At 56.5% G+C, this 17,670-nt stretch carries 14 protein-coding genes; 4 read left to right on the top strand and 10 right to left on the bottom strand.

Annotation, left to right across the window (positions count from 1 at the left end; genetic code table 11):
* Positions 1-199 precede the first annotated feature (199 nt).
* From EDC56_RS04435 to eat, 3 genes are all read left to right on the top strand, one after another.
* Entirely contained in the window at positions 200-1,609 is a 1,410-nt protein-coding gene (locus tag EDC56_RS04435; protein ID WP_123711283.1) for an ethanolamine ammonia-lyase subunit EutB, read from the top strand.
* Complete coding sequence (gene eutC, locus EDC56_RS04430) at positions 1,606-2,424, top strand: ethanolamine ammonia-lyase subunit EutC (RefSeq protein ID WP_245980641.1); 819 nt, start codon at positions 1,606-1,608, stop codon at positions 2,422-2,424. The genes EDC56_RS04435 and eutC overlap by 4 nt, the downstream gene beginning before the upstream one ends.
* 105 nt (positions 2,425-2,529) lie before the next feature.
* Positions 2,530-3,957, top strand: a complete 1,428-nt coding sequence (eat, locus tag EDC56_RS04425; protein ID WP_123711282.1) for an ethanolamine permease — start codon at positions 2,530-2,532, stop codon at positions 3,955-3,957.
* Between the two features lie 88 nt (positions 3,958-4,045).
* Here the strand turns inward: eat and EDC56_RS04420 are convergent, their stop codons facing one another.
* The 3 genes from EDC56_RS04420 to EDC56_RS04410 are packed head-to-tail and all read right to left on the bottom strand — an operon-like array spanning position 4,046 to position 8,905.
* On the bottom strand, positions 4,046-5,626 hold the full coding sequence (locus tag EDC56_RS04420) for an FGGY-family carbohydrate kinase (protein ID WP_123711281.1): 1,581 nt from the start codon (positions 5,624-5,626) through the stop codon (positions 4,046-4,048).
* Positions 5,619-7,187, bottom strand: a complete 1,569-nt coding sequence (locus tag EDC56_RS04415) for a glycerol-3-phosphate dehydrogenase/oxidase (protein ID WP_123711280.1) — start codon at positions 7,185-7,187, stop codon at positions 5,619-5,621. Before EDC56_RS04415 ends, EDC56_RS04420 begins: the two co-directional genes overlap by 8 nt.
* Positions 7,184-8,905, bottom strand: coding sequence for an FAD-binding oxidoreductase (locus EDC56_RS04410; protein WP_123711279.1), 1,722 nt, complete (start codon positions 8,903-8,905; stop codon positions 7,184-7,186). Before EDC56_RS04410 ends, EDC56_RS04415 begins: the two co-directional genes overlap by 4 nt.
* Positions 8,906-8,990: 85 nt before the next feature.
* Here EDC56_RS04410 and EDC56_RS04405 point away from each other — a divergent pair, with 85 nt between their 5' ends.
* Entirely contained in the window at positions 8,991-10,088 is a 1,098-nt protein-coding gene (locus EDC56_RS04405) for an AraC family transcriptional regulator (RefSeq protein WP_123711278.1), read from the top strand.
* On the opposite strand, the gene EDC56_RS04400 is transcribed toward EDC56_RS04405, so the two are convergent.
* The 7 genes from EDC56_RS04400 to EDC56_RS04370 form a co-directional block, all read right to left on the bottom strand.
* On the bottom strand, positions 10,026-11,177 hold the full coding sequence (locus EDC56_RS04400) for an ABC transporter permease (RefSeq protein WP_123711277.1): 1,152 nt from the start codon (positions 11,175-11,177) through the stop codon (positions 10,026-10,028). The genes EDC56_RS04405 and EDC56_RS04400 overlap by 63 nt on opposite strands.
* Positions 11,174-12,394 carry an ABC transporter permease gene (locus EDC56_RS04395; protein WP_123711276.1) on the bottom strand — a complete coding sequence of 407 codons (1,221 nt, stop codon included), beginning with the start codon at positions 12,392-12,394 and terminating at the stop codon, positions 11,174-11,176. The genes EDC56_RS04400 and EDC56_RS04395 overlap by 4 nt, the downstream gene beginning before the upstream one ends.
* Positions 12,384-13,373 carry an HlyD family secretion protein gene (locus tag EDC56_RS04390; protein WP_123711275.1) on the bottom strand — a complete coding sequence of 330 codons (990 nt, stop codon included), beginning with the start codon at positions 13,371-13,373 and terminating at the stop codon, positions 12,384-12,386. Before EDC56_RS04390 ends, EDC56_RS04395 begins: the two co-directional genes overlap by 11 nt.
* Positions 13,374-13,375: 2 nt before the next feature.
* Positions 13,376-14,839: a TolC family protein gene (locus EDC56_RS04385; protein ID WP_211333554.1), complete on the bottom strand. Its 1,464-nt coding sequence runs from the start codon at positions 14,837-14,839 to the stop codon at positions 13,376-13,378.
* Between the two features lie 502 nt (positions 14,840-15,341).
* Complete coding sequence (locus EDC56_RS04380) at positions 15,342-15,779, bottom strand: MAPEG family protein (protein WP_123711273.1); 438 nt, start codon at positions 15,777-15,779, stop codon at positions 15,342-15,344.
* A gap of 77 nt (positions 15,780-15,856) precedes the next feature.
* The gene (locus EDC56_RS04375; RefSeq protein ID WP_123711272.1) at positions 15,857-16,963 is read right to left on the bottom strand and encodes an NADH:flavin oxidoreductase; all 1,107 of its coding nucleotides are present in this window, start codon (positions 16,961-16,963) and stop codon (positions 15,857-15,859) included.
* Between the two features lie 75 nt (positions 16,964-17,038).
* Positions 17,039-17,611, bottom strand: coding sequence for a TetR/AcrR family transcriptional regulator (locus tag EDC56_RS04370; protein ID WP_123711271.1), 573 nt, complete (start codon positions 17,609-17,611; stop codon positions 17,039-17,041).
* Positions 17,612-17,670: the final 59 nt, after the last annotated feature.

The following is a 17,670-nucleotide window of genomic DNA, read 5'->3' as shown; positions in this document are numbered from 1 at the left end:
CTGGGCTCCGTTGTGAGGCATTGGAGGCGTTATATATGTTCGCCTTCATAATATCTGATTGTTTTTTATCGAATTTCACTCCTTTGCAGGAATTCGATAACAGCTTATTTGCTATCTTGTTAACTTAGGGATTAGCAAGAGGCGTGCCCGATCTAACGCTTTTGCTAGCGGGTTATTCATTGAAGAGGACTACACGATCATGACATCTCAGTATCGCCATACAGTGGGCCACAACTGTTATAGCTTCGATAATCTCGCAGAGGTGATGGCGAAGGCTTCTCCGGCCCGTTCAGGTGATCGGCTCGCCGGTGTCGCTGCGGACTCGGCAGAGCAGCGGGTCGTTGCACAGATGGTGTTGGCTCAGCTGCCTTTAGTGACCTTTCTCAATGAGCCATTAGTGCCCTATGAAGATGATGAAGTGACCAGGCTGATTATCGATGAGCACGATGCTCAGGCCTTTGCGCCGATTGCCCACCTCACCGTTGGCGATTTTCGCAACTGGTTACTGAGCGACGCGGCGAGCAGTGAACGGCTCGCCTCGGTGAGTGCGGGGCTGACCCCGGAGATGGTGGCGGCGGTGTGTAAGTTAATGCGCAATCAAGATCTCATCCTAGTGGCGAAAAAATGCCGCGTTGTCTCCGCCTTTCGTTCGACGGTTGGGTTAGAGGGGCGGATGTCGACGCGGCTACAGCCTAACCACCCGACTGATGATATGGCAGGGGTGGCAGCGAGCCTGCTGGATGGTTTGTTATACGGCAGTGGCGATGCCGTTATCGGCATCAACCCTGCGACCGATAATGTCGCTCAGGCGAGTAAGTTGTTGCACTTCATCAGCGATGTGATCGAGCATTATCAGATACCGACGCAATCCTGTGTGTTAACTCATGTCAGTAATACTCTCGAGCTGATCGAGCAGGGAGCACCGGTGGACCTGGTGTTTCAATCGATTGGCGGTACCGAGGCGACGAACCGCAGTTTTGGCGTTGATTTAGCGATGCTTGAGGAGGCGCGGCAGGCGGCGTTATCACTGAACCGAGGTACTATCGGAGACAATGTGATGTACTTTGAGACCGGCCAAGGCAGTGCGCTCTCGGCGGGCGCACATCACGGCCTCGACCAGCTCAGCTGTGAGGTAAGAGCCTATGCTGTGGCGAGAAAGTACAGGCCGTTGTTGGTTAATTCTGTGGTCGGCTTTATCGGCCCGGAATACCTTTACGACGGCCGAGAGATTATTCGCGCCGGCTTAGAGGATCATTTTTGCGGCAAGTTGCTGGGGCTGCCGATGGGCTGCGATATCTGCTATACCAATCATGCCCACACGGATCAGAACGATATGGATAACCTGCTGACGCTACTTGGCGTCGCCGGTTGCAGCTTCATCATGGGCATACCGGGTGCCGATGACATCATGCTGAACTATCAATCGACGTCGTTTCACGATGCGCTCTATATCCGTAGCGTGTTGGGGCTCAAACCTGCACCAGAATTTGAACGCTGGCTCGCCGAGATGACGATCTTTTCGGCAGACGGTCGTTACGCGCTCAAGGAAGAGCTGCCGGCTCAGCTCGCTTCCAACCTATTAGACCTCAGTGCGAGGTATGAGTCGTGAGTGAGAAAAAACAGGTGGCACAGCAGCTGAAAACTTCGGCAGTAACAAAAAACTCATGGCGCTCTCTGCGTCAATTTACCGATGCACGTATCGCCCAGGGACGTGCCGGTGTCAGCGTACCGACCGAGGCGTTGTTGGCTTTTCAGCTCGATCACGCCAAGGCGCAAGATGCCGTTCATCTGCCGTTGGATTGCGCCAAGCTGGGTACAGAGTTGTCGACACTCTGCGGTGTCAAAGAACCAACATTGCCAATGATTTTGCACAGTCAGGCGGAGGGGCGTGATCAGTACCTGCAGCGACCGGATTTAGGCCGATGTTTGTCGACGCAGTCGCAGCAGCGACTGCAGGTGTTGCAAGCGCATACTCTAGCGATGCATGACCTGGCCGTGGTGGTGGTAGATGGCCTGTCCTCGCTGGCGGTGAGTCGTCATGCGCAGCCGATAATTAAGGCGTTATACGAACAGCTGCAGGTCGATGAACAAGACTGGCAGTTGGCGCCGCTAACGATTGTCGAGCAGGGACGGGTGGCGGTTGGCGATGAGGTGGGTGCGCTGTTGAACGCGCGTGCGGTGTTGGTGTTGATTGGTGAGCGCCCGGGTCTCAGCTCACCCGATAGCCTGGGGCTCTACCTGACTTGGGCGCCAGAACCTGGGCTGCACGACGCGCGTCGCAACTGTATTTCTAACGTTAGAGCGGCGGGTTTGAGCTACGGGGAGGCGGTGAGCAAGTTGCTCTATCTGTTGCACGAGTCTCGTCGCCGGCAGCTGTCAGGTGTGGATTTAAAAGAGCGGGCGGAGTCGATCGTACTGCCATAATTTTTGGCTGTGGCACGTGGCGAAAGTGTTTGGAAAAAATAATTTAGAAAAATTTTTAGTGAAACTTTTTAGTAAAAAATAAAAGATAATTATGGGAGCGAGAAAATGAATGCAGTATTTGATCGAGACTATCTGGCGAAGCGACAGCTGCGCGGTGGCACGGCGGGATGGTTGTTGTTAGCGGGCTTGGGGGTGTCCTATGTTATCTCCGGTGATTTTGCCGGCTGGAATTTTGGTCTCGCGGAGGCCGGCTGGGGTGGTTTTGCCATCGCCACGATGTTAATGGCGGTGATGTATTTTTGTCTGGTGTTATCGCTGGCCGAGATGTCGGCGGCGATTCCTGCCGCCGGTGGCGGTTACAGTTTCGCGCGACAAGTGATGGGCCCCAGTGGTGGTTTTCTCACCGGCCTCGCTGTTTTGATTGAGTATGTGTTGGCACCGGCGGCGATTGTCATCTTCATCGGCGCGGCGGTCGAAGAGCTGATCGGGGTGAATGGCCCGATCGTCTATGCGACGTTTTATGCTTTGTTTATTTTGCTGCACTTGGCCGGCACCGGGGAGGCGCTGAAACTGATGATGGCGATTACGGCGCTGGCGGTGTTTGCGATTTTAGCGACTGCGATGGCTCTGTTGGCGGACTTTGACAGTACCAGGTTGTTTGATATCGCGCCTGCGGTGGAGGGCGGCTCGGCATTGTTACCGTATGGTTGGTACGGGGTTTGGGCGGCGCTACCGTTTGCGATGTGGTTATTTTTAGCGGTGGAAGGGGTGCCGTTGGCAGCGGAAGAGGCCAAAGACCCAGCGAAAGATGTGCCCAAGGGAATTATTGCCGCGATGTTGTTCTTGTTGTTCACGGCGTTGCTGGTGCTGTTTTTGTTGGCTGGTTCGGCGGGGGCTGAGGCGATCGCACAGAGCGCGATTCCGCTAGTCGATACGTTAAAGTTAGCGGGCAATGATACCCTGGCCAAGGCGGTTAATCTCCTCGGGTTGGCGGGCTTGGTGGCGTCCTTCTTCTCGATTATTTACGGTTATAGTCGTTTAGTGTTTGCCCTCTCTCGGGCCGGCTATTTACCGACCTTCCTGTCGCTAACCAGTACACGAAAAGCACCAACTTGGGCGTTGATTGTGCCGGGCGTACTGGGCTTTATTGCCTCGTTGAGCGGTGAGGGAGATCTGATGTTGGCGATGGCGGTGGTCGGTGCCACGCTGTCCTACGCGCTGATGGCGCTGAGTCATATTTTACTGCGTTTGAAACAGCCAGACTTGCCACGCCCCTATCGTACCCCTGGCGGTATCTTCACCTCTTCTGTGGCCCTGCTGTTGGCATTGGTGGCACTGACAGGGGTTTATGCCTTTGATCCAAGAGCTTTCTATTACACGCTGCTGTTGTACGCTATGGGAGCGGCCTATTTCTTCCTCTATGCCCGAAAGCACCTGGTCGTGAAGACAGCGGCGGAAGAGTTTGCCATGCTGGCGAAGGCGACGGAAGAGCTCGAGACGAGTGATCAGCACGCTGCTCCACTGGTGAACTAATGTGAAAAAATGTGAGCTAAGGCGATGCGGTGAGGTGCCGCGAGTTTGATGACTAACACGGCGTCGATAGCTTGCCGTGTTAGTACTGCTACTCAGGGTAACCGGTGATGTCTCTGATCTTGCTGTAGAGTGGTTGCAGCTTCTTATAGATGTTGAGATAGACTTCGCGGTACAGCCGTTGGTACATCTGCTGGTGTTCGCTGTCGGGTTCAAAGCGTTGCCCCTGACGCACCATCGCGGCGATGGCCGTATCGAAGTCGGGGTGCAGGCCGAGGCCGACAGCCGCATCGATGGCGGCACCGAGGCCGGAGGTCTCGATGGTGTGGGCGCGAACGGCGGTGAGACCGAAGATGTCGGCGGCGATCTGCATTGCGGCATCACTCTGCGCACCGCCGCCGGAGATTCGCAGCTCTTTTACCCGGCAGCCACTGCGTCGTTCGATCAATTCTAAGCCCTCTTTTAAGCCAAACATTAAGCCTTCGAGGATGGCTCGGTAGAGGTGGGCACGGGTATGTACATCGCCAAAGCCGATCACCGAGCCCTTGGCTTCGGGCCCCGGCTGTTTTACACCTGGCCCCCAATAGGGTTGTAACATTAAACCCATCGAGCCGGGGGGGACGCTGTCGACTAGCTCATCGAATAAACTCTCCGTCTCGATACCTTCGGCCTCGGCTTGCACCTGCTCGGTTTGCGCAAACTGCTCCTTGAACCAACTAACCATCCAGAAACCGCGGTAGAGCATGACTTCGCTGCAGTAGGAACCGGCGATTGCCGAGGGGTAAGGGGGCAGGAAGCGCACGGCTTCAACGTATTTTTTCATGGTAACGTTGATGGTCGCGGTGGTACCGAAGCTGAGGCAGCCGATCTCGTCGTTCTGGCCGCCGGAGCCCAACACCTCACACGCTTTATCGGCGGCGGCGGCGATCAGCGGTAGACCTTCGGGGATACCGGTCTGCGCGCTGGCGCTCGCGGTGATGGGCCCGATGAGGGTACCCGGGTCGACCAATTTGAGTAGTTGATCGGGGCGAATGTTCAGTGCGCGCCACTTCCAATCCCACGATGCAGCCCAGCGATGTTGGCGATAATCGAAAGGCAGATAGCCGACCTGTGCACCGGCCGAGTCGACCCACTCGCCGCTCAGCCGGTGATGGAAGAAACCGGACAGGAAGGTGAATTTATAGGTTTGCTGCCACAATTCAGGTTTTTGCTGATAGAACCAGTTGGGTTGCGCTCGTCCGCGGAAGGTGTCGATTGTCTCGTTGAGCCCGAGCAGTGTAAACAGGCCCCCCCAGAGGCCGCCGAGAGGGCTACTGGTATCGCTGCGGCGCTGATCGAGCCAGAGAATCGCCGCGTGTAATGGCTTACCTTGTTCGTCTAACGGTACCATTGTGCCGCGTTGAGTGGTGACGGCGACCCCTTTGATTCTGTTTTTATCGATGCCCTGCTGCCAGAGTGCTTGGCAGGCCTCGCAGAGTTTTTGCCAGTAGTATTCACCGTCCTGCTCGCACCAGCCTGATTGTGGCGATTCGTAGGGCACGAGTTTGATTGACGACTCGGCCACTAATTGCCCCTTTAGGTCGAACACTAAGGCCCTAACACTCTGAGTGCCGTTATCGATGCTCAGTAGCCAGTCGCCTGTTGAGGCTGTCGTTGATTTATTGTTATCCATGAATGCTTTCTTTACTGGGTAGTTGATAATGGCGGGCAAAAATCTCCTCGAAGCGCTGCCATTCACTGTCGGCGCGCTCTGCCGACCAGGATAGTGCCCGGCGACACAGTGAGAGTATCTGTTGACGATAGCGTAAAACGTCTCTGCCTAACAGCAGTGCGAGACGGCTGCGACGCAGTAGTAAGTCGTCGAGGTGGTGTACGCTCTCGTGTTCGGCCGACCAGGCCAGTTCGCGCCACTGGTAGTGACTGACACCAATTTTTTCTTGCCCGCTCATGGCGGAGATGGCGGGGGCAAAGTGGCCAAAATACCCCGTCAATCTTTTCTCGGCATAGCCCTGTGTTGGACGGCTGAAGGCGGCGTGGCCCGCTTTTATACGCAGTTGTGGTTGCTGTTCGCCGACCTGCTGCAGAACCTCCTGTGCCATCAGATGGTAGCTGGTGAGTTTGCCGCCGGTGACCGAGATGAGACCGGGTTTGGACCAGATGTGGTGTTCGCGAGACTCCTTGGACGGACTTTGCTGAGCACCGTCACTGAAGATCGGGCGCACGCCGCTCCAGCAGCTGATGACGTCTTTCTCCGTCAACTGATGACCGGGGAAAAACTCACGTGTCAGTTGCATCAGGTAGTCGATTTCTGTTCGACTAATGCCGGGTTCGCCGGCAAGGTCTTGTCGGTGATCGAGATCGGTGGTGCCGATGACGGTGGAGCCCTGCCAGGGGTAGGCGAAGACGGGGCGCTTGTCTTTTGGGTGGAAGAAGGACAGGCAGGCCGGAATCGGTAGACGCTCGAAGGGAAACACTAGGTGGCTACCGCGCAGCGGTCGTAACTGTCCGCCGGAGAGAGGGTGTAACTGTGCCGCCCAGCTGCCGGTGGCGTTGATGACACAGTGGGCGGAAACATTGAACGCCTGCTCGCCAAGCTGTAGACGAACACCGGAGACATTGTCGCCGGTCTGGGTCAGTGAGCTGACCTTGGCGTAGTTGAGCGCCTGTCCCCCGGCCAAGACGCCATCCTGCAGTAGCCTGAGCACGAGTCTGGCATCGTCGGTGACACCGTCGGCGAACAGGCTGACGGCGTTGATGTCATCAAAGGCAAAGCCGTCGAGCCAGTCCTTGGCGGTGTCTAAGCTCAGCGGGCGATGGTAGCGGCAACCGGCGAGCTTGTCATACAGCGATAACAGGCCGTGAAACAGCGGGGCTGGGGGGAATTCTCCGGCCTTGTGCATCATCATGAAGGGCATCAGCTCGACGAGACCGGGCAGCTCGCGAAGCAGCAGTTCGCGCTGCCGAGTGCTATCTCGGGTCAGCCGCCACTGAGCGCTGGCTAGGTAACGCAGGCCGCCGTGCACCATTTTTGACGAGCGACTGGAGGTGCCCCAGGCAAAGTCTTGCTGCTCGAGTAATAGCACTTTCAGGCCCTGCGCGGCAGCGAGGTGGAAGACACCGGCGGCGGTGATGCCACCACCGATGACGACTAAGTCGTAGTGATTCGTTGCCTCATGTTTTAGTGCGCGACGTACTTCACTAGCGCTGCGGCTGAGCGTTCTGGCACCGGTCATTGCGACGATTCCGTCAGCTGCAGCTCTTGCTGAACGGAGGCATCAGGGCTACTGCTCTGGTGCGTATTGGCCTCGCTTGTTGATGACGGCGGAGTGTTGTCGAGGGCCTTGAATAGTTTGCCGGGGTTGAGTTGTTGCTCCGGGTCGAAGTAGTCAAAGCAGTGGCGCAGCGAGGTGATCACATGCTCGCCTTTTTCACGGGGTAAATAGGGCGCGTGATCGGCGCCGACACCGTGCTGATGGCTGATGGTGGCGTTGTTATCGACGATGAGGCGAGAGGTTGACTGTTTCAGGCGCTGCCAGCGGCGATAGGTCTCGTCGTAGCTGTCGGCAACGGGGAATAGGTAGGTGGTATAGATGCTGGCGCCGTCGCCATAGAGATGGGAGAGGTGGGTGAAGACGTGGGCCTTGCTGCCGAAGGGTTCGAGGCCGCTGCGCAGGCTAGACTCTATTTTCTCGGTCAATGGCGCGACATTGGACCAGTTGGTGGCGGTCTCTAGGGTGTCGATGGCGTAGCCCATTTGCCAGAGGGTTTCGCGCAGGTAGGGGAAGGTGAAGCGCTTCTGCGCCCACTTCTTGCCGAGGTGTTGGCCAGTATTGACGCCACCGAACTGGCGCAGCAAACGCTTGAGCTGGCGGTAGTGTGCTCGGTTGGCACGTTTGTCACCGGTGATGCCGTAGACCAGCATACACTTATCGTCGCCGACGCCGCGTAGTTTTAGTAGCCGGCTCAACCACTGGCGCTGGCTTTCACTGGCCGATAGGAAGAGTTGCGTGGTGGTCTCTACGGTGTTGCTGACACGCAGCATCGACAGCGGCAGTCGCTGTTGGATAATCTCGCGGGCGCAGTCGATACCCTGTTGCCAGTTGGGCATGAAGGCGACGCCGAAGAACTCCTCTTCTGGTAGCCGGCTGATCTTGACCTTGGCCTCCGTCAGGATACCGAGGTGGCCCTCGGAGCCGAGTACCAGCTGCCGCCAATCGGGGCCGGCAGAGGATGCTGGCAGGGTGGGGATGTCGACGCTGCCGTTGAAGGTTTCTATCTGACCGCCGGCAAACAGGTTTTCGATGCGACCGTATTTCAGCGACTGTTGGCCGCTGGAGCGGGTGACGACCCAGCCGCCCAGGGTGGAAAGCTCAAAAGACTGTGGGAAGTGGCCTAGAGTATAGCCGTGTGCCTGTAGTTGTGCCTCGAGGAAGGGGCCGTTGACACCGGCACCGAAAGTGGCGATTTGATCGACCCTATCGAGGTCGAGTAGGCGGTTAATCTTGCTCAGCGAGACGGTGACAATGGGCTTGTCGGAGGCGCAGGGGGTGATGTGGCCGACCACGGAAGTGCCACCGCCGTAGGGGATGAGTTGCCAGCCCTGCTGTTTGGCCGCCGTCATCAGTTGACGTATCTCCTCGCTGCTGCGGGGAAAGGCGACAGCGTCGGGGAAGACCTCGAAGCGACCGCTCTTCATTGCCAGCCAATCGGGCAGGCTTTGACCACGGGCGTGGCGCAGGCGGAGTTCGCGGTCGAGGCTATAGAGTGGATTCGGCGCCAGCTTTGATTCGGGGACACTAGCAAGGGCTTGCTCGAGCGTGGCGTTCGCTAAGGGGGGAGCAGTGCCGACTTGGCGCTTGATGTAGGCGATGCCGTCGGCGGATAGTGCCAGACTCTTGTCTTTGTCGCCCCAACCGTTCCACGGCCGATTGTCTTGCTGTGATGCACTCATAATCCGTTGACCTGTCTGTTTAGTTATTGCTTTATCCTACAAGCTCGCTATGGTTTGTCAGTGACAAATATGGACAAGGCGATCTATGCACAGGCAAAAGCTATCCTCTTTACCTTCCCTCGGCACGACGTCGATGCCGCCGGTGTGGCAGTTTCTGCAGGCGGCCAGACACCGAAATATCGTGCTTAGCGAGGCACTGCAGAATGCTGATATTACGTTTCCCACACTCTATGAGGCAGATGCACGGCTCGATGGTGAACGCTTTCAGCAGTTACTGGCCTACCTGGTCGAGCAGGTGGAAGCGCCGTTGTTTGGGCTCTACAGCGCGCGTTTCGTGCAACCGGATCGTTTTTATATCATCGGTCAGATCGGTCTTAACGCTGTCAACTTGAGTCAGGCTCTACGAGAGGCGCTGCCGCTCGAGCGTTTGGTGGGCGACATGGGGGTCACCGAGCTGCGTGAGCACCCCGAGGGCCTGAAGATGGTGTGGCGATGCCAGTACAGTCACCCTCTGGTGGTTCCCGAGTTGATCGATAATGTGTTGGCTTCCTGGCTCAATTTTGCCCGTCTATTGCTCGATGATACCGAGGGGAGCCCGGTGGAGGTGCGACTACAACGCCCGCAGCCGAGTCGTGCGGCGTGTCGGCAATATCGCGAGGTGTTTGGCTGCGCGGTGCACTTTGCGCAAAATGAAGACGCCTTGGTGATCGCTCGAGAGCATCTGACTCGACCACTGCCCTCGGCCAATCAGCAGCGCCTCGCGCAGTTGAAGGCCAGCGCGAGACTGGGGCTGGAGCATATCGGCGAAGAGGATCAGCTGTCGTTGCAGGCTGCTAGGGTGATGCGCCAGATGATGCCGCAGGGTAAGTTGCGGCGCGAACAGGTGGCGGAGCAACTTGGCTTGGGTGGTCGTAGTTTACAGCGAGGTCTGCTTCGCGAGGGGGCAAGCTATCAGCAGCTGCTCGACCAGGTGCGCCGTGAGATGGCGGACTACTGGCTGACCTGCAGTGGTTTATCGATGGAAGAAGTCGCCCTTCAGCTTGGCTTCAGCGATGGGCGGGTCTTTTTTCGTGCCTATCGACAGTGGGCAGGGCAGACGCCGGGGGCGACACGGTCAGCCTCACGCCGCCGTTTCAGGGGGCGCGATGGATTGTCGTCGTCCGACCAGCCAACAGGCCGCTAGGCCATAGATGACAAACATCAGCCACAGTCCTAGCCAGTAGGGTAGGGAGTCGACCCAGGCGCCGCCCATCTGGTTGAGCTGGAGCATGGCGTGTATTGCCGGTATCGCCGGTATGGCGTAGCTGGCGGTGACGAGCCAATCGGGAATCAGCGCGCTGGGCCAGACGAAGCCACTGACGAAGAGTATCGGCATGGAAACGATGACGTAAAACTGGGTGGGGCGGTCACGACGTTGGAAGGCACTGCTCAGGCAGATGCCGAAGGCGGTGCTGGCTAGCAGCCAGGGCAGCACCAGTAGCAGTAACTCGGCGATGCCGGCGAGGCGCGAGACGTCGTAGAGGTAAAAACACCAGCCAAAATAATACAGCGAGAAGCCACTGTAGATGAGGCCGAAAGCACAGCAGCGGGCGAGCACCAACTGCCAGGCACTGACTTCGCGCCAATAGCCCGCCTGGCGCCACTGGCTGGCGCCCAAGATACCGGTGCCGATCAAGAGTGTCTGATGTAGGAGCAAGACAAACAGGGCGGGAACCAGGTAGCCCAGGTAGCCGAGGTTGAGATTGAAGATGGGGACGCTGCTCAGTTCGATGGGGTCGATGGCAATGCCGACGGCGGTGCTCTGGCCTCCTTTGGCGAGCAGGATAGCGCCCTTGACCTCTTTGCTGATCGCCAAGTTGGCTTTCACCGCTCCTTCGGCGATGGCGGAATACACCAACATATAATTCGCGTTAGCGGCGATGGCGACGGTGGGTGACTTGGCGCGTAGCAAGTCGCGTTTGAAGTTCTTCGGGATAACCACGACGCCGCGGCTCTGATCGCTGGCGATGAGGGCCTGCGCTTCATTCAGACTGGTGGCGCGATGATTAATGCTGATCTGAGGGGTGGCGTCGAGGTAGCGGCCGAGACGGCGGCTGAGATTACTCTGGTCAAGATCGACCAGCACCGTTGGTTGCTCCGTGGTGGTCTGGTTGAGATAGGGCAGTGGATAGAGCACCGAATACAATAACAAGCCGCCGAAGACAGTCAGTACGATCGCACTCTCCGAGAGAATGGCCTTGAGTTCACAGCGTAGCAGTCGCCAGAAGTTCATCGCGTTGCTCCGCCGTTAGTGCCTGTGTGCTGATAACGGCTACTGTTACTGCGGTAGTGGCGGCTGAACAGTGCCAGCGGCAGTAATAGTAAGCTAAATAAGCTGAGGTGCAGCAGGTTCCATAAGTCACTCATATTGGCTGCACGGCTGAGTTGGTCGAGCAGTAGTTGCATAAAGTGGGTGCTGGGCATGACCTCTCGCCATAGTTGTGCGGCGACAGGCATATCGGAGCTGGGAAAGGTGACACCCATGAAAGCAAAGGCGGGGGCAAATAGCGCGGCGCAGACACTGATGGCGCGAACATTGTCTTTGACGATAATAGCGATCAGGGCGATGACCGAAAACAGTGCCAATAGCATCATCGCCAGCCCGAGGGCGAGTAATGCGAGGCTGCCGGCTAACGGTAGCGCTATGATGCCATACAGCAGCGCGAGAGCGCTGACACCCAGTAGCCACAGCGGCAGTGTCGCTGCCAGTAGTTGCGCGATCCACAGTTTAGCTGTGCTGTGCTGTTGAAATAGCGCAGGTTGTAGAAGCAGTCGCGAGCAGCTGTTGCTGATGCTTAATACGCTGATGACCTGCCAGAGAGCGATGGTGATGGCTGGCAATAGAAAGGCCAGGTAGTTGCTATTGGGGTTATTGAGCGGTGTCAGTTGCTGTTGAATAGGCGAGAGCATGAATTGGCTCTGCTGCCGATTGAGCCCCTTGAGCAGCGACACTTTTGTGGATAACTTTTTCAACCCGGCGGATAGGGCGAGCTTGATGGCGCTGTTAGCCTGCTTGCCCAGTAGCAGGTATTGACCGTTGTAACGGATATCGATGCTCGGTTGGCGGCTGTTGGCGAGTTTGCTCTGCAGACCGTAAGGTAGAGTAATTAAGGCGCTATAACGCCCCAGACGTACCTGTCGCCGAGCCTCTTCGGCGTTGTTGAAACTACTGACGCGCAGCCGTGGGCTGGCCTCGAGATAGCGTGTCAGTAGCCGACTGCTGTGACTGTGGTCAAGATCGACGACGGCGATGTCGAGGTCTCGGACGATACCGACATTAAAGATCAGGTAGAGCAGCGTCATCAATAACACCGGTGCGCCGGTGAGCAAGAAAAGCTGCCAACGGCTCTCTATGCTATCGAGAAAGAGGCGGCGGCTGAGGGCGAGCATCCCCCGTTGGCGCGGGCTTTTGTCAGTCGATGACGTCGTAGGCATAGCGTTAGAGGTCATTCTGCTCGAGATCTAACAGCACGCTCATGCCGACTTTAAGATCAGCAATAGGTTTAATTGGGCGTAGTTCCACCTCGAAGGTGCGCATGTCGAAATCGTGGCCGCTTTCGGTGGCGCGCCAAGTGGCGAAATCACCCAGTGCGGAGATGTGAGCGACACGGTAGGGGAATTCGGCGTCGAGAGCGGGAATGCGCAGGTTCACGCGGTCACCTTGTTTGACTCGTGACAGCAGGTCTTCACGCAGTTGGAAGACGGCCCAGCTGTCGTTCATATCGACCATGCTGACGACGGGGAAGCCGGCCGGTGCAAGCTCTCCTGGTTGTAGCAGTACCTCAGTGACTTCGCCGCTGATGGGGGCGGTCATTTGGCTGTCGGCAAGGTAGGCGTCGACCTCATCGAGGGCGCCTTGAGCCATCTCTTGCTGACCGAGGGCGGCGGCCTTAGTTTCATCGCGGGCGCCTTCCTGGGCGATCTGGTACATGGCGAGTGCAGCCTGCTCGGTGTACTGTGCGGCCTGCCATTGGGTGCGTGCCTCGTCACGTTTCTGTTCGGAGACGACGCCTTCCTGGTAGAGGTTTTCGACGCGCTGATAGGTCGACTTGCGCAGCTTATTGGCGGCCTGCGCCTTCAGCCACTGGTCTTTGGCGGCACTGATTTCCTGTACTCGGGCGCCGGTTTCGGCTTGTCGTTGTTGCGCGCTGGCGGCGTCGAAACCACCGAGGGCCTGACGTCGCTTGGCTTCGACGACGGCGCTGTGAATAGAGAAGAGCAGGCTGCCGATCTCGACGCGATCACCACGGCGAACGGCGAGGCTGTCAATACGACCGGTCAGCTTGGAAGAGACGCTGCGCTCGGTGGCCTCGATCTGCCCTTGGAGGATTAACGGAGGCTGTTGATAGGCCTTAAAGAGTCCGATCACAAGGACGCTGAGTATGATAAGGCCGGCAACGGCGGCGGCGACGTGGTGGCTACGATTCACGGCTATTTTCCTGTTCCGTTAAAGGGACTGATGACACCGGGCTGGAAGGTGTCGGTCGAAGTGTTTGGCGTGTCAGCATTACGTGCCGGAGGAGACAGCGTGTTGTTCATGTCGGCATCGGCTAAGAAGGTATCGAGCTCACCACTGACAGCGCTTAGCTTGGCGAGTGCGACTAGATAGTTGTACTTGGCCAGTAGTTGTTTGATGCGCGCGCCACTGAGCTTGGTTTCGGCATCGACACGTTCCAAGGAGGTCGACAGTCCTTGCTTGAAGGCGATATCACGCAGGCGTCGGTTCTCGGTGGCCAGTGCCAGCGTGGAGTTGAGGCTGTTGACCTCATCGCTGGCGGTTAACATTTCACTGTAGGACTGATCGAGCAGTAATTGCAGGTCCTGCTCGGTCTGGCTGGTCATATAGCGGGCCTGCTGCAGGGCACTCTCGGCGGCGCGAATCTTGCCACTGTGACCATCGCGGCTAACGATTGGGATCTTCAGGCCGACGCCGACAACCCAGTCGGGGGTGATCTGTTCGAGCAGGGTGTCGTCTTTGTACAGGGTGTGGTTGCCGTATAAGAAGACTGTGGGTTTGTAACCGGCGCGCTCGACCTCGATTAGCCCCTTGGCCTGTTTGCGCTTGGCTTCGAGCAACAGCAGGGCAGGGTGATCAAGTTGTACTTTCTCGCGTAGCTGAGCCAGTGCCGGTGCCTGTGGCAGCACAAACATGGCGGTACTGGGCGTCGCCTGCTGTGACTTGAGCAGATGATCGAGGGCTACCTGGCTCAAGGCGGCGCGGCGCTTGGCCTTGTTGTAGTCGAGTACGGCCTTGTCATAACTGACCTTGGCGCTGAGCCTTTCGACCTTGGCGATCTGCCCTTGCTGCTCCATGAGTTCGGCGTGGTGCAGATGCTGCTGCAAGCTGTCTTTGAGTAGTCCCTGAGTCGCGACGAGCTCGCGGGTGAGGATGACGCCGTAGTAACGCTCGACAAGGGTGACGAACATTTCTCGTCGATCCAGGATCAGCTGTTGCTGCTCCTCTTGTACCTGTGCAACACGAATGCTCTGGGCAGCATCGATCTTGCCACCGGCATAGATTGGCCACATAGCGTTGAGACTGGTGGTGAAGATATCGCGCTCAGTGAACGGGGTGATGAACATTTCATCGGGGATGGGAAAGGGGAGGTCGATATCCAGCTCGGCGATGGGATTCAAGTCGCGGAGGTCGAGCTCTATCGGCTTTTGCATATAGCTGTAGTTGGCGCCGATATCGAGACTGGGGTAGTTGAGCGCGTGACTTGCCTCTTCGTTCCCCTTGGCTTGTTCGACCTTTTGTTCGCTGGCGTGCAGTTTATCATTGCTGTTGAGCAGTTGCTGCCAGGCGGAACTTAAGCTTATCGGCTCGGCGAAAGCTTGGCTTGAGAGAACAGCGGGAGTCATTAGGGCAAGATAAAGCCAAGCTTTATTATTCAATGTTGAGCCTCACAGTGCAGAAAAAAGCCATCGACGCCGTGGCTAACGGGAAAGAATATAGCATGCCGGTACAGGCTGACAGCATAGTCCTCTCTTTATGCGTGATATAACGCTCAGTGTTGTTGATGCAAGTCATGAGTTTTTTTCGTGGAGAGCGTGCAGTAAATTATAGCTGAGCTATGTTTAGGGGGAGGCAACAGTCGGAGTGCGTACAAGTGCGGATGGTAATGACGGCTGAAAACCTCATAATAGCTCACGTACACAATGATTGTGTTCTTCCAACATCCAAGGTCTTGTCGCCGAAGTAACTCCCCGAAAGGGTCGAGACTTCGGTTTTTTTTTGCCAAAAATTATAAATACACTTCACGGCGATTACCTCTCGGTAAGGCATTTGACTAGCTTATTAGGCTATTTCAGCTTGCTTTATTCGTTTCAGTTATTTTCTTATACGTTATCAGGTGGAATCATATCGATTGAAAATAATCGTTGAGAGTCTTATTTCCTAGCGTAGGAAATAACTTGTTAAAATTTTACCGATAAGAATAAGTAAAATAATGTTGGCGACGAGGCCAGAGAGGTAGAAATAGGAACGAGGGCTCGGGTTTTTTTCCGTGGCGATGCTGTAGTAGAGCACCATATGTAACAATCGGGAGAGCGCAAAAATCCAAATTAATATGCCACACCAGTGACTATCGACACCCACCAGTATGGCTAAGATACTGCTGCCGAGCATGGCCGGTATGTTCTCCAGCGAGTTGGCAAGGGTGCGATTTGCCCTAAAGACAAACGACTCGTGACTAAGCTCAGGGTCGATTTTTCCCGGCACGGCACCGGGCTGTGAAGCCTTGCTGAAGGCGGCGATGAGCGTTTGTAATACCAGCGTGCTGAGGATGACGAAGAGCCCGGAGAGGGCGAGGGAATAGCTGTTTATGAGATCCATCCGGTGGTCCTATGTGATGAGGGAGTTAAGATTAAAAACGGGTGCCCTCAGTGTGCTAGCACCCGCATCAAGGCCTTTTAAACGAGCTCTTTTAAACACGCCTCGCTATAGGGGCGAAGGCTGTCCGTGAGGCCGTCTTGAACTTGGTTGGCCCACTCAGGGTTCGCGATCAGTGCGCGACCGACGGCAACCAGGTCGAACTCGTTATTGATCAGTCGCTCGGTAATATTGTCGAGGCTGGCTGGCGCAGCGCTGCGGAATTGTAGGCTGCCATCAATGGGAAGGAAGTCGGCATCGAGACCAACGCTACCAACGGTAATTGTCGGTACGCCGCTCACTTTCTTGCTCCAGCCTGCTAAGTTGAGCGAGCTGTCGGCGAACTCTGGCTCCCAGAAGCGGCGAGTAGAGCAGTGGAAGATATCGACACCGGCATCAACTAAGGGCGTTAAGAATGCCTTCAGCTCCTCTGGGGTCTCGACCAGGCGAGCGGTGTAATCCTGCTGCTTCCACTGCGACCAGCGGAAGATAATTGGGAAGTCCTCCCCCACAGCTGCACGGGTTGCCTTGATGACTTCGATAGCGAAACGTGAGCGAGCGGCGAGGTCACCGCCGTAGGCGTCGTCGCGTTGATTGGTCTCAGGCCAAAAAAATTGATCGATCAAGTAACCGTGGGCACCATGAATTTCGACCGCGTCAAAGCCGATTGCCTTGGCATCTTTTGCCGCTTGTGCAAAGGCGGCAACGATCTCGTCAATATCTTGTTGTGTCATCGTGTGCCCGGTGACCTTACCAGGCATCGCCATGCCCGAAGGACCGTAACCTGGAGTGTCGCCGCCGGGTTCGATGCCTGGCTGTCGGATAGCGCCGACGTGCCATAACTGCGGGGCGATTTTTCCACCCTCGGCATGCACTGCATCGACGACTTTTTTCCAGCCGGTCAGTGCCTTATCGCCTGCGATCATCGGTACATCGGGATAGCCTGATGCGGCCTTATGGCCGACGCAGGTACCCTCGGTAATGATTAAGCCGACACCACCGGCGGCGCGGCGGCGATAATACTCAACAACAAGGTCATTGGGCACGTTACCCGTGGAAAAGGAACGGGTCATCGGTGCCATGGCGATGCGATTAGCCAGCTCTAGCTTGCCCAACTTGATGGGGGAAAATAGGGGGTTATTGTTCATCTTTGCTCCGCTAACGTTGTCAATAGTAATCTCCAACCTACTAGTAGGTTGGTTGTGTGGGTAAATTTTTTACGGCTAGTTAAGTAGTATCTTTATCTGCTTCATGGTGTCATCGAACACTTGGCTGCCGTGAATGCGGGAGTATTGCAGTGCGCCCTTACAGGTCAGTACCACAATCGTTGCCTGGCTACGCGTGTTACCGCTGAAGGTAAACTCACCGTTATCTCGGCCACACTGCAGCAGCTCGGTAATGAAGTCTATTTCGTGCTCGTCCAATCGTTTGATGGCACGGCGCATCTCTTCCGGTAGCATGGTGATATTGCCCTGTAGGCTGCTCAGCGGGCAAATTTTGTCCTTACCGCAGGCATAGCTCATCAGCCCGTTGAGATAGAGGGTAAGCTGTGCCATGGCCCCACCGGAGTGGCGGCGTGCCTTATTAAACTCACACTCGTGCCAGGCGAGAATTGCTTCGCAGAGGGCGACACCCAGGTCAGATTTCTTGGGGAAGTGATGATGAATACTGGCCTTAGTGATGCCCAATTCACGCGATAAGTCTTGATAGCTGAAGCTATCGAAGCCGCGTGTCTGCAGTAGGCTGATGGCGAGCTCGACGATCTGTTGTTTGCGATTGTGTGGTCTAGTTTGCATACGACAGATCCTAACCTACTAGTAGGTTAGATAGCAACAGTAAAACACTCCCTCTGTGC

The organism is Sinobacterium caligoides (assembly GCF_003752585.1).
In the GTDB taxonomy this organism is placed as follows: Bacteria; Pseudomonadota; Gammaproteobacteria; order Pseudomonadales; family Sinobacteriaceae; genus Sinobacterium; species Sinobacterium caligoides.
Note: the sequence above shows the minus strand (reverse complement) of the source record. Positions and strands in the feature narration are given on the sequence as shown.

Excerpts from the sequence above, each read along its gene's own strand:
- EDC56_RS04410 (WP_123711279.1), bottom strand. The coding sequence starts at position 8,905 with ATGAGTGCATCACAGCAAGACAATCGGCCGTGGAACGGTTGGGGCGAC.
- EDC56_RS04420 (WP_123711281.1), bottom strand. The coding sequence starts at position 5,626 with ATGGATAACAATAAATCAACGACAGCCTCAACAGGCGACTGGCTACTG.
- EDC56_RS04380 (WP_123711273.1), bottom strand. The coding sequence starts at position 15,779 with ATGGATCTCATAAACAGCTATTCCCTCGCCCTCTCCGGGCTCTTCGTC.
- EDC56_RS04370 (WP_123711271.1), bottom strand. The coding sequence starts at position 17,611 with ATGCAAACTAGACCACACAATCGCAAACAACAGATCGTCGAGCTCGCC.
- EDC56_RS04435 (WP_123711283.1), top strand. The coding sequence starts at position 200 with ATGACATCTCAGTATCGCCATACAGTGGGCCACAACTGTTATAGCTTC.
- EDC56_RS04415 (WP_123711280.1), bottom strand. The coding sequence starts at position 7,187 with ATGACCGGTGCCAGAACGCTCAGCCGCAGCGCTAGTGAAGTACGTCGC.
- eat (WP_123711282.1), top strand. The coding sequence starts at position 2,530 with ATGAATGCAGTATTTGATCGAGACTATCTGGCGAAGCGACAGCTGCGC.
- EDC56_RS04405 (WP_123711278.1), top strand. The coding sequence starts at position 8,991 with ATGCACAGGCAAAAGCTATCCTCTTTACCTTCCCTCGGCACGACGTCG.
- EDC56_RS04400 (WP_123711277.1), bottom strand. The coding sequence starts at position 11,177 with ATGAACTTCTGGCGACTGCTACGCTGTGAACTCAAGGCCATTCTCTCG.
- EDC56_RS04375 (WP_123711272.1), bottom strand. The coding sequence starts at position 16,963 with ATGAACAATAACCCCCTATTTTCCCCCATCAAGTTGGGCAAGCTAGAG.
- EDC56_RS04395 (WP_123711276.1), bottom strand. The coding sequence starts at position 12,394 with ATGACCTCTAACGCTATGCCTACGACGTCATCGACTGACAAAAGCCCG.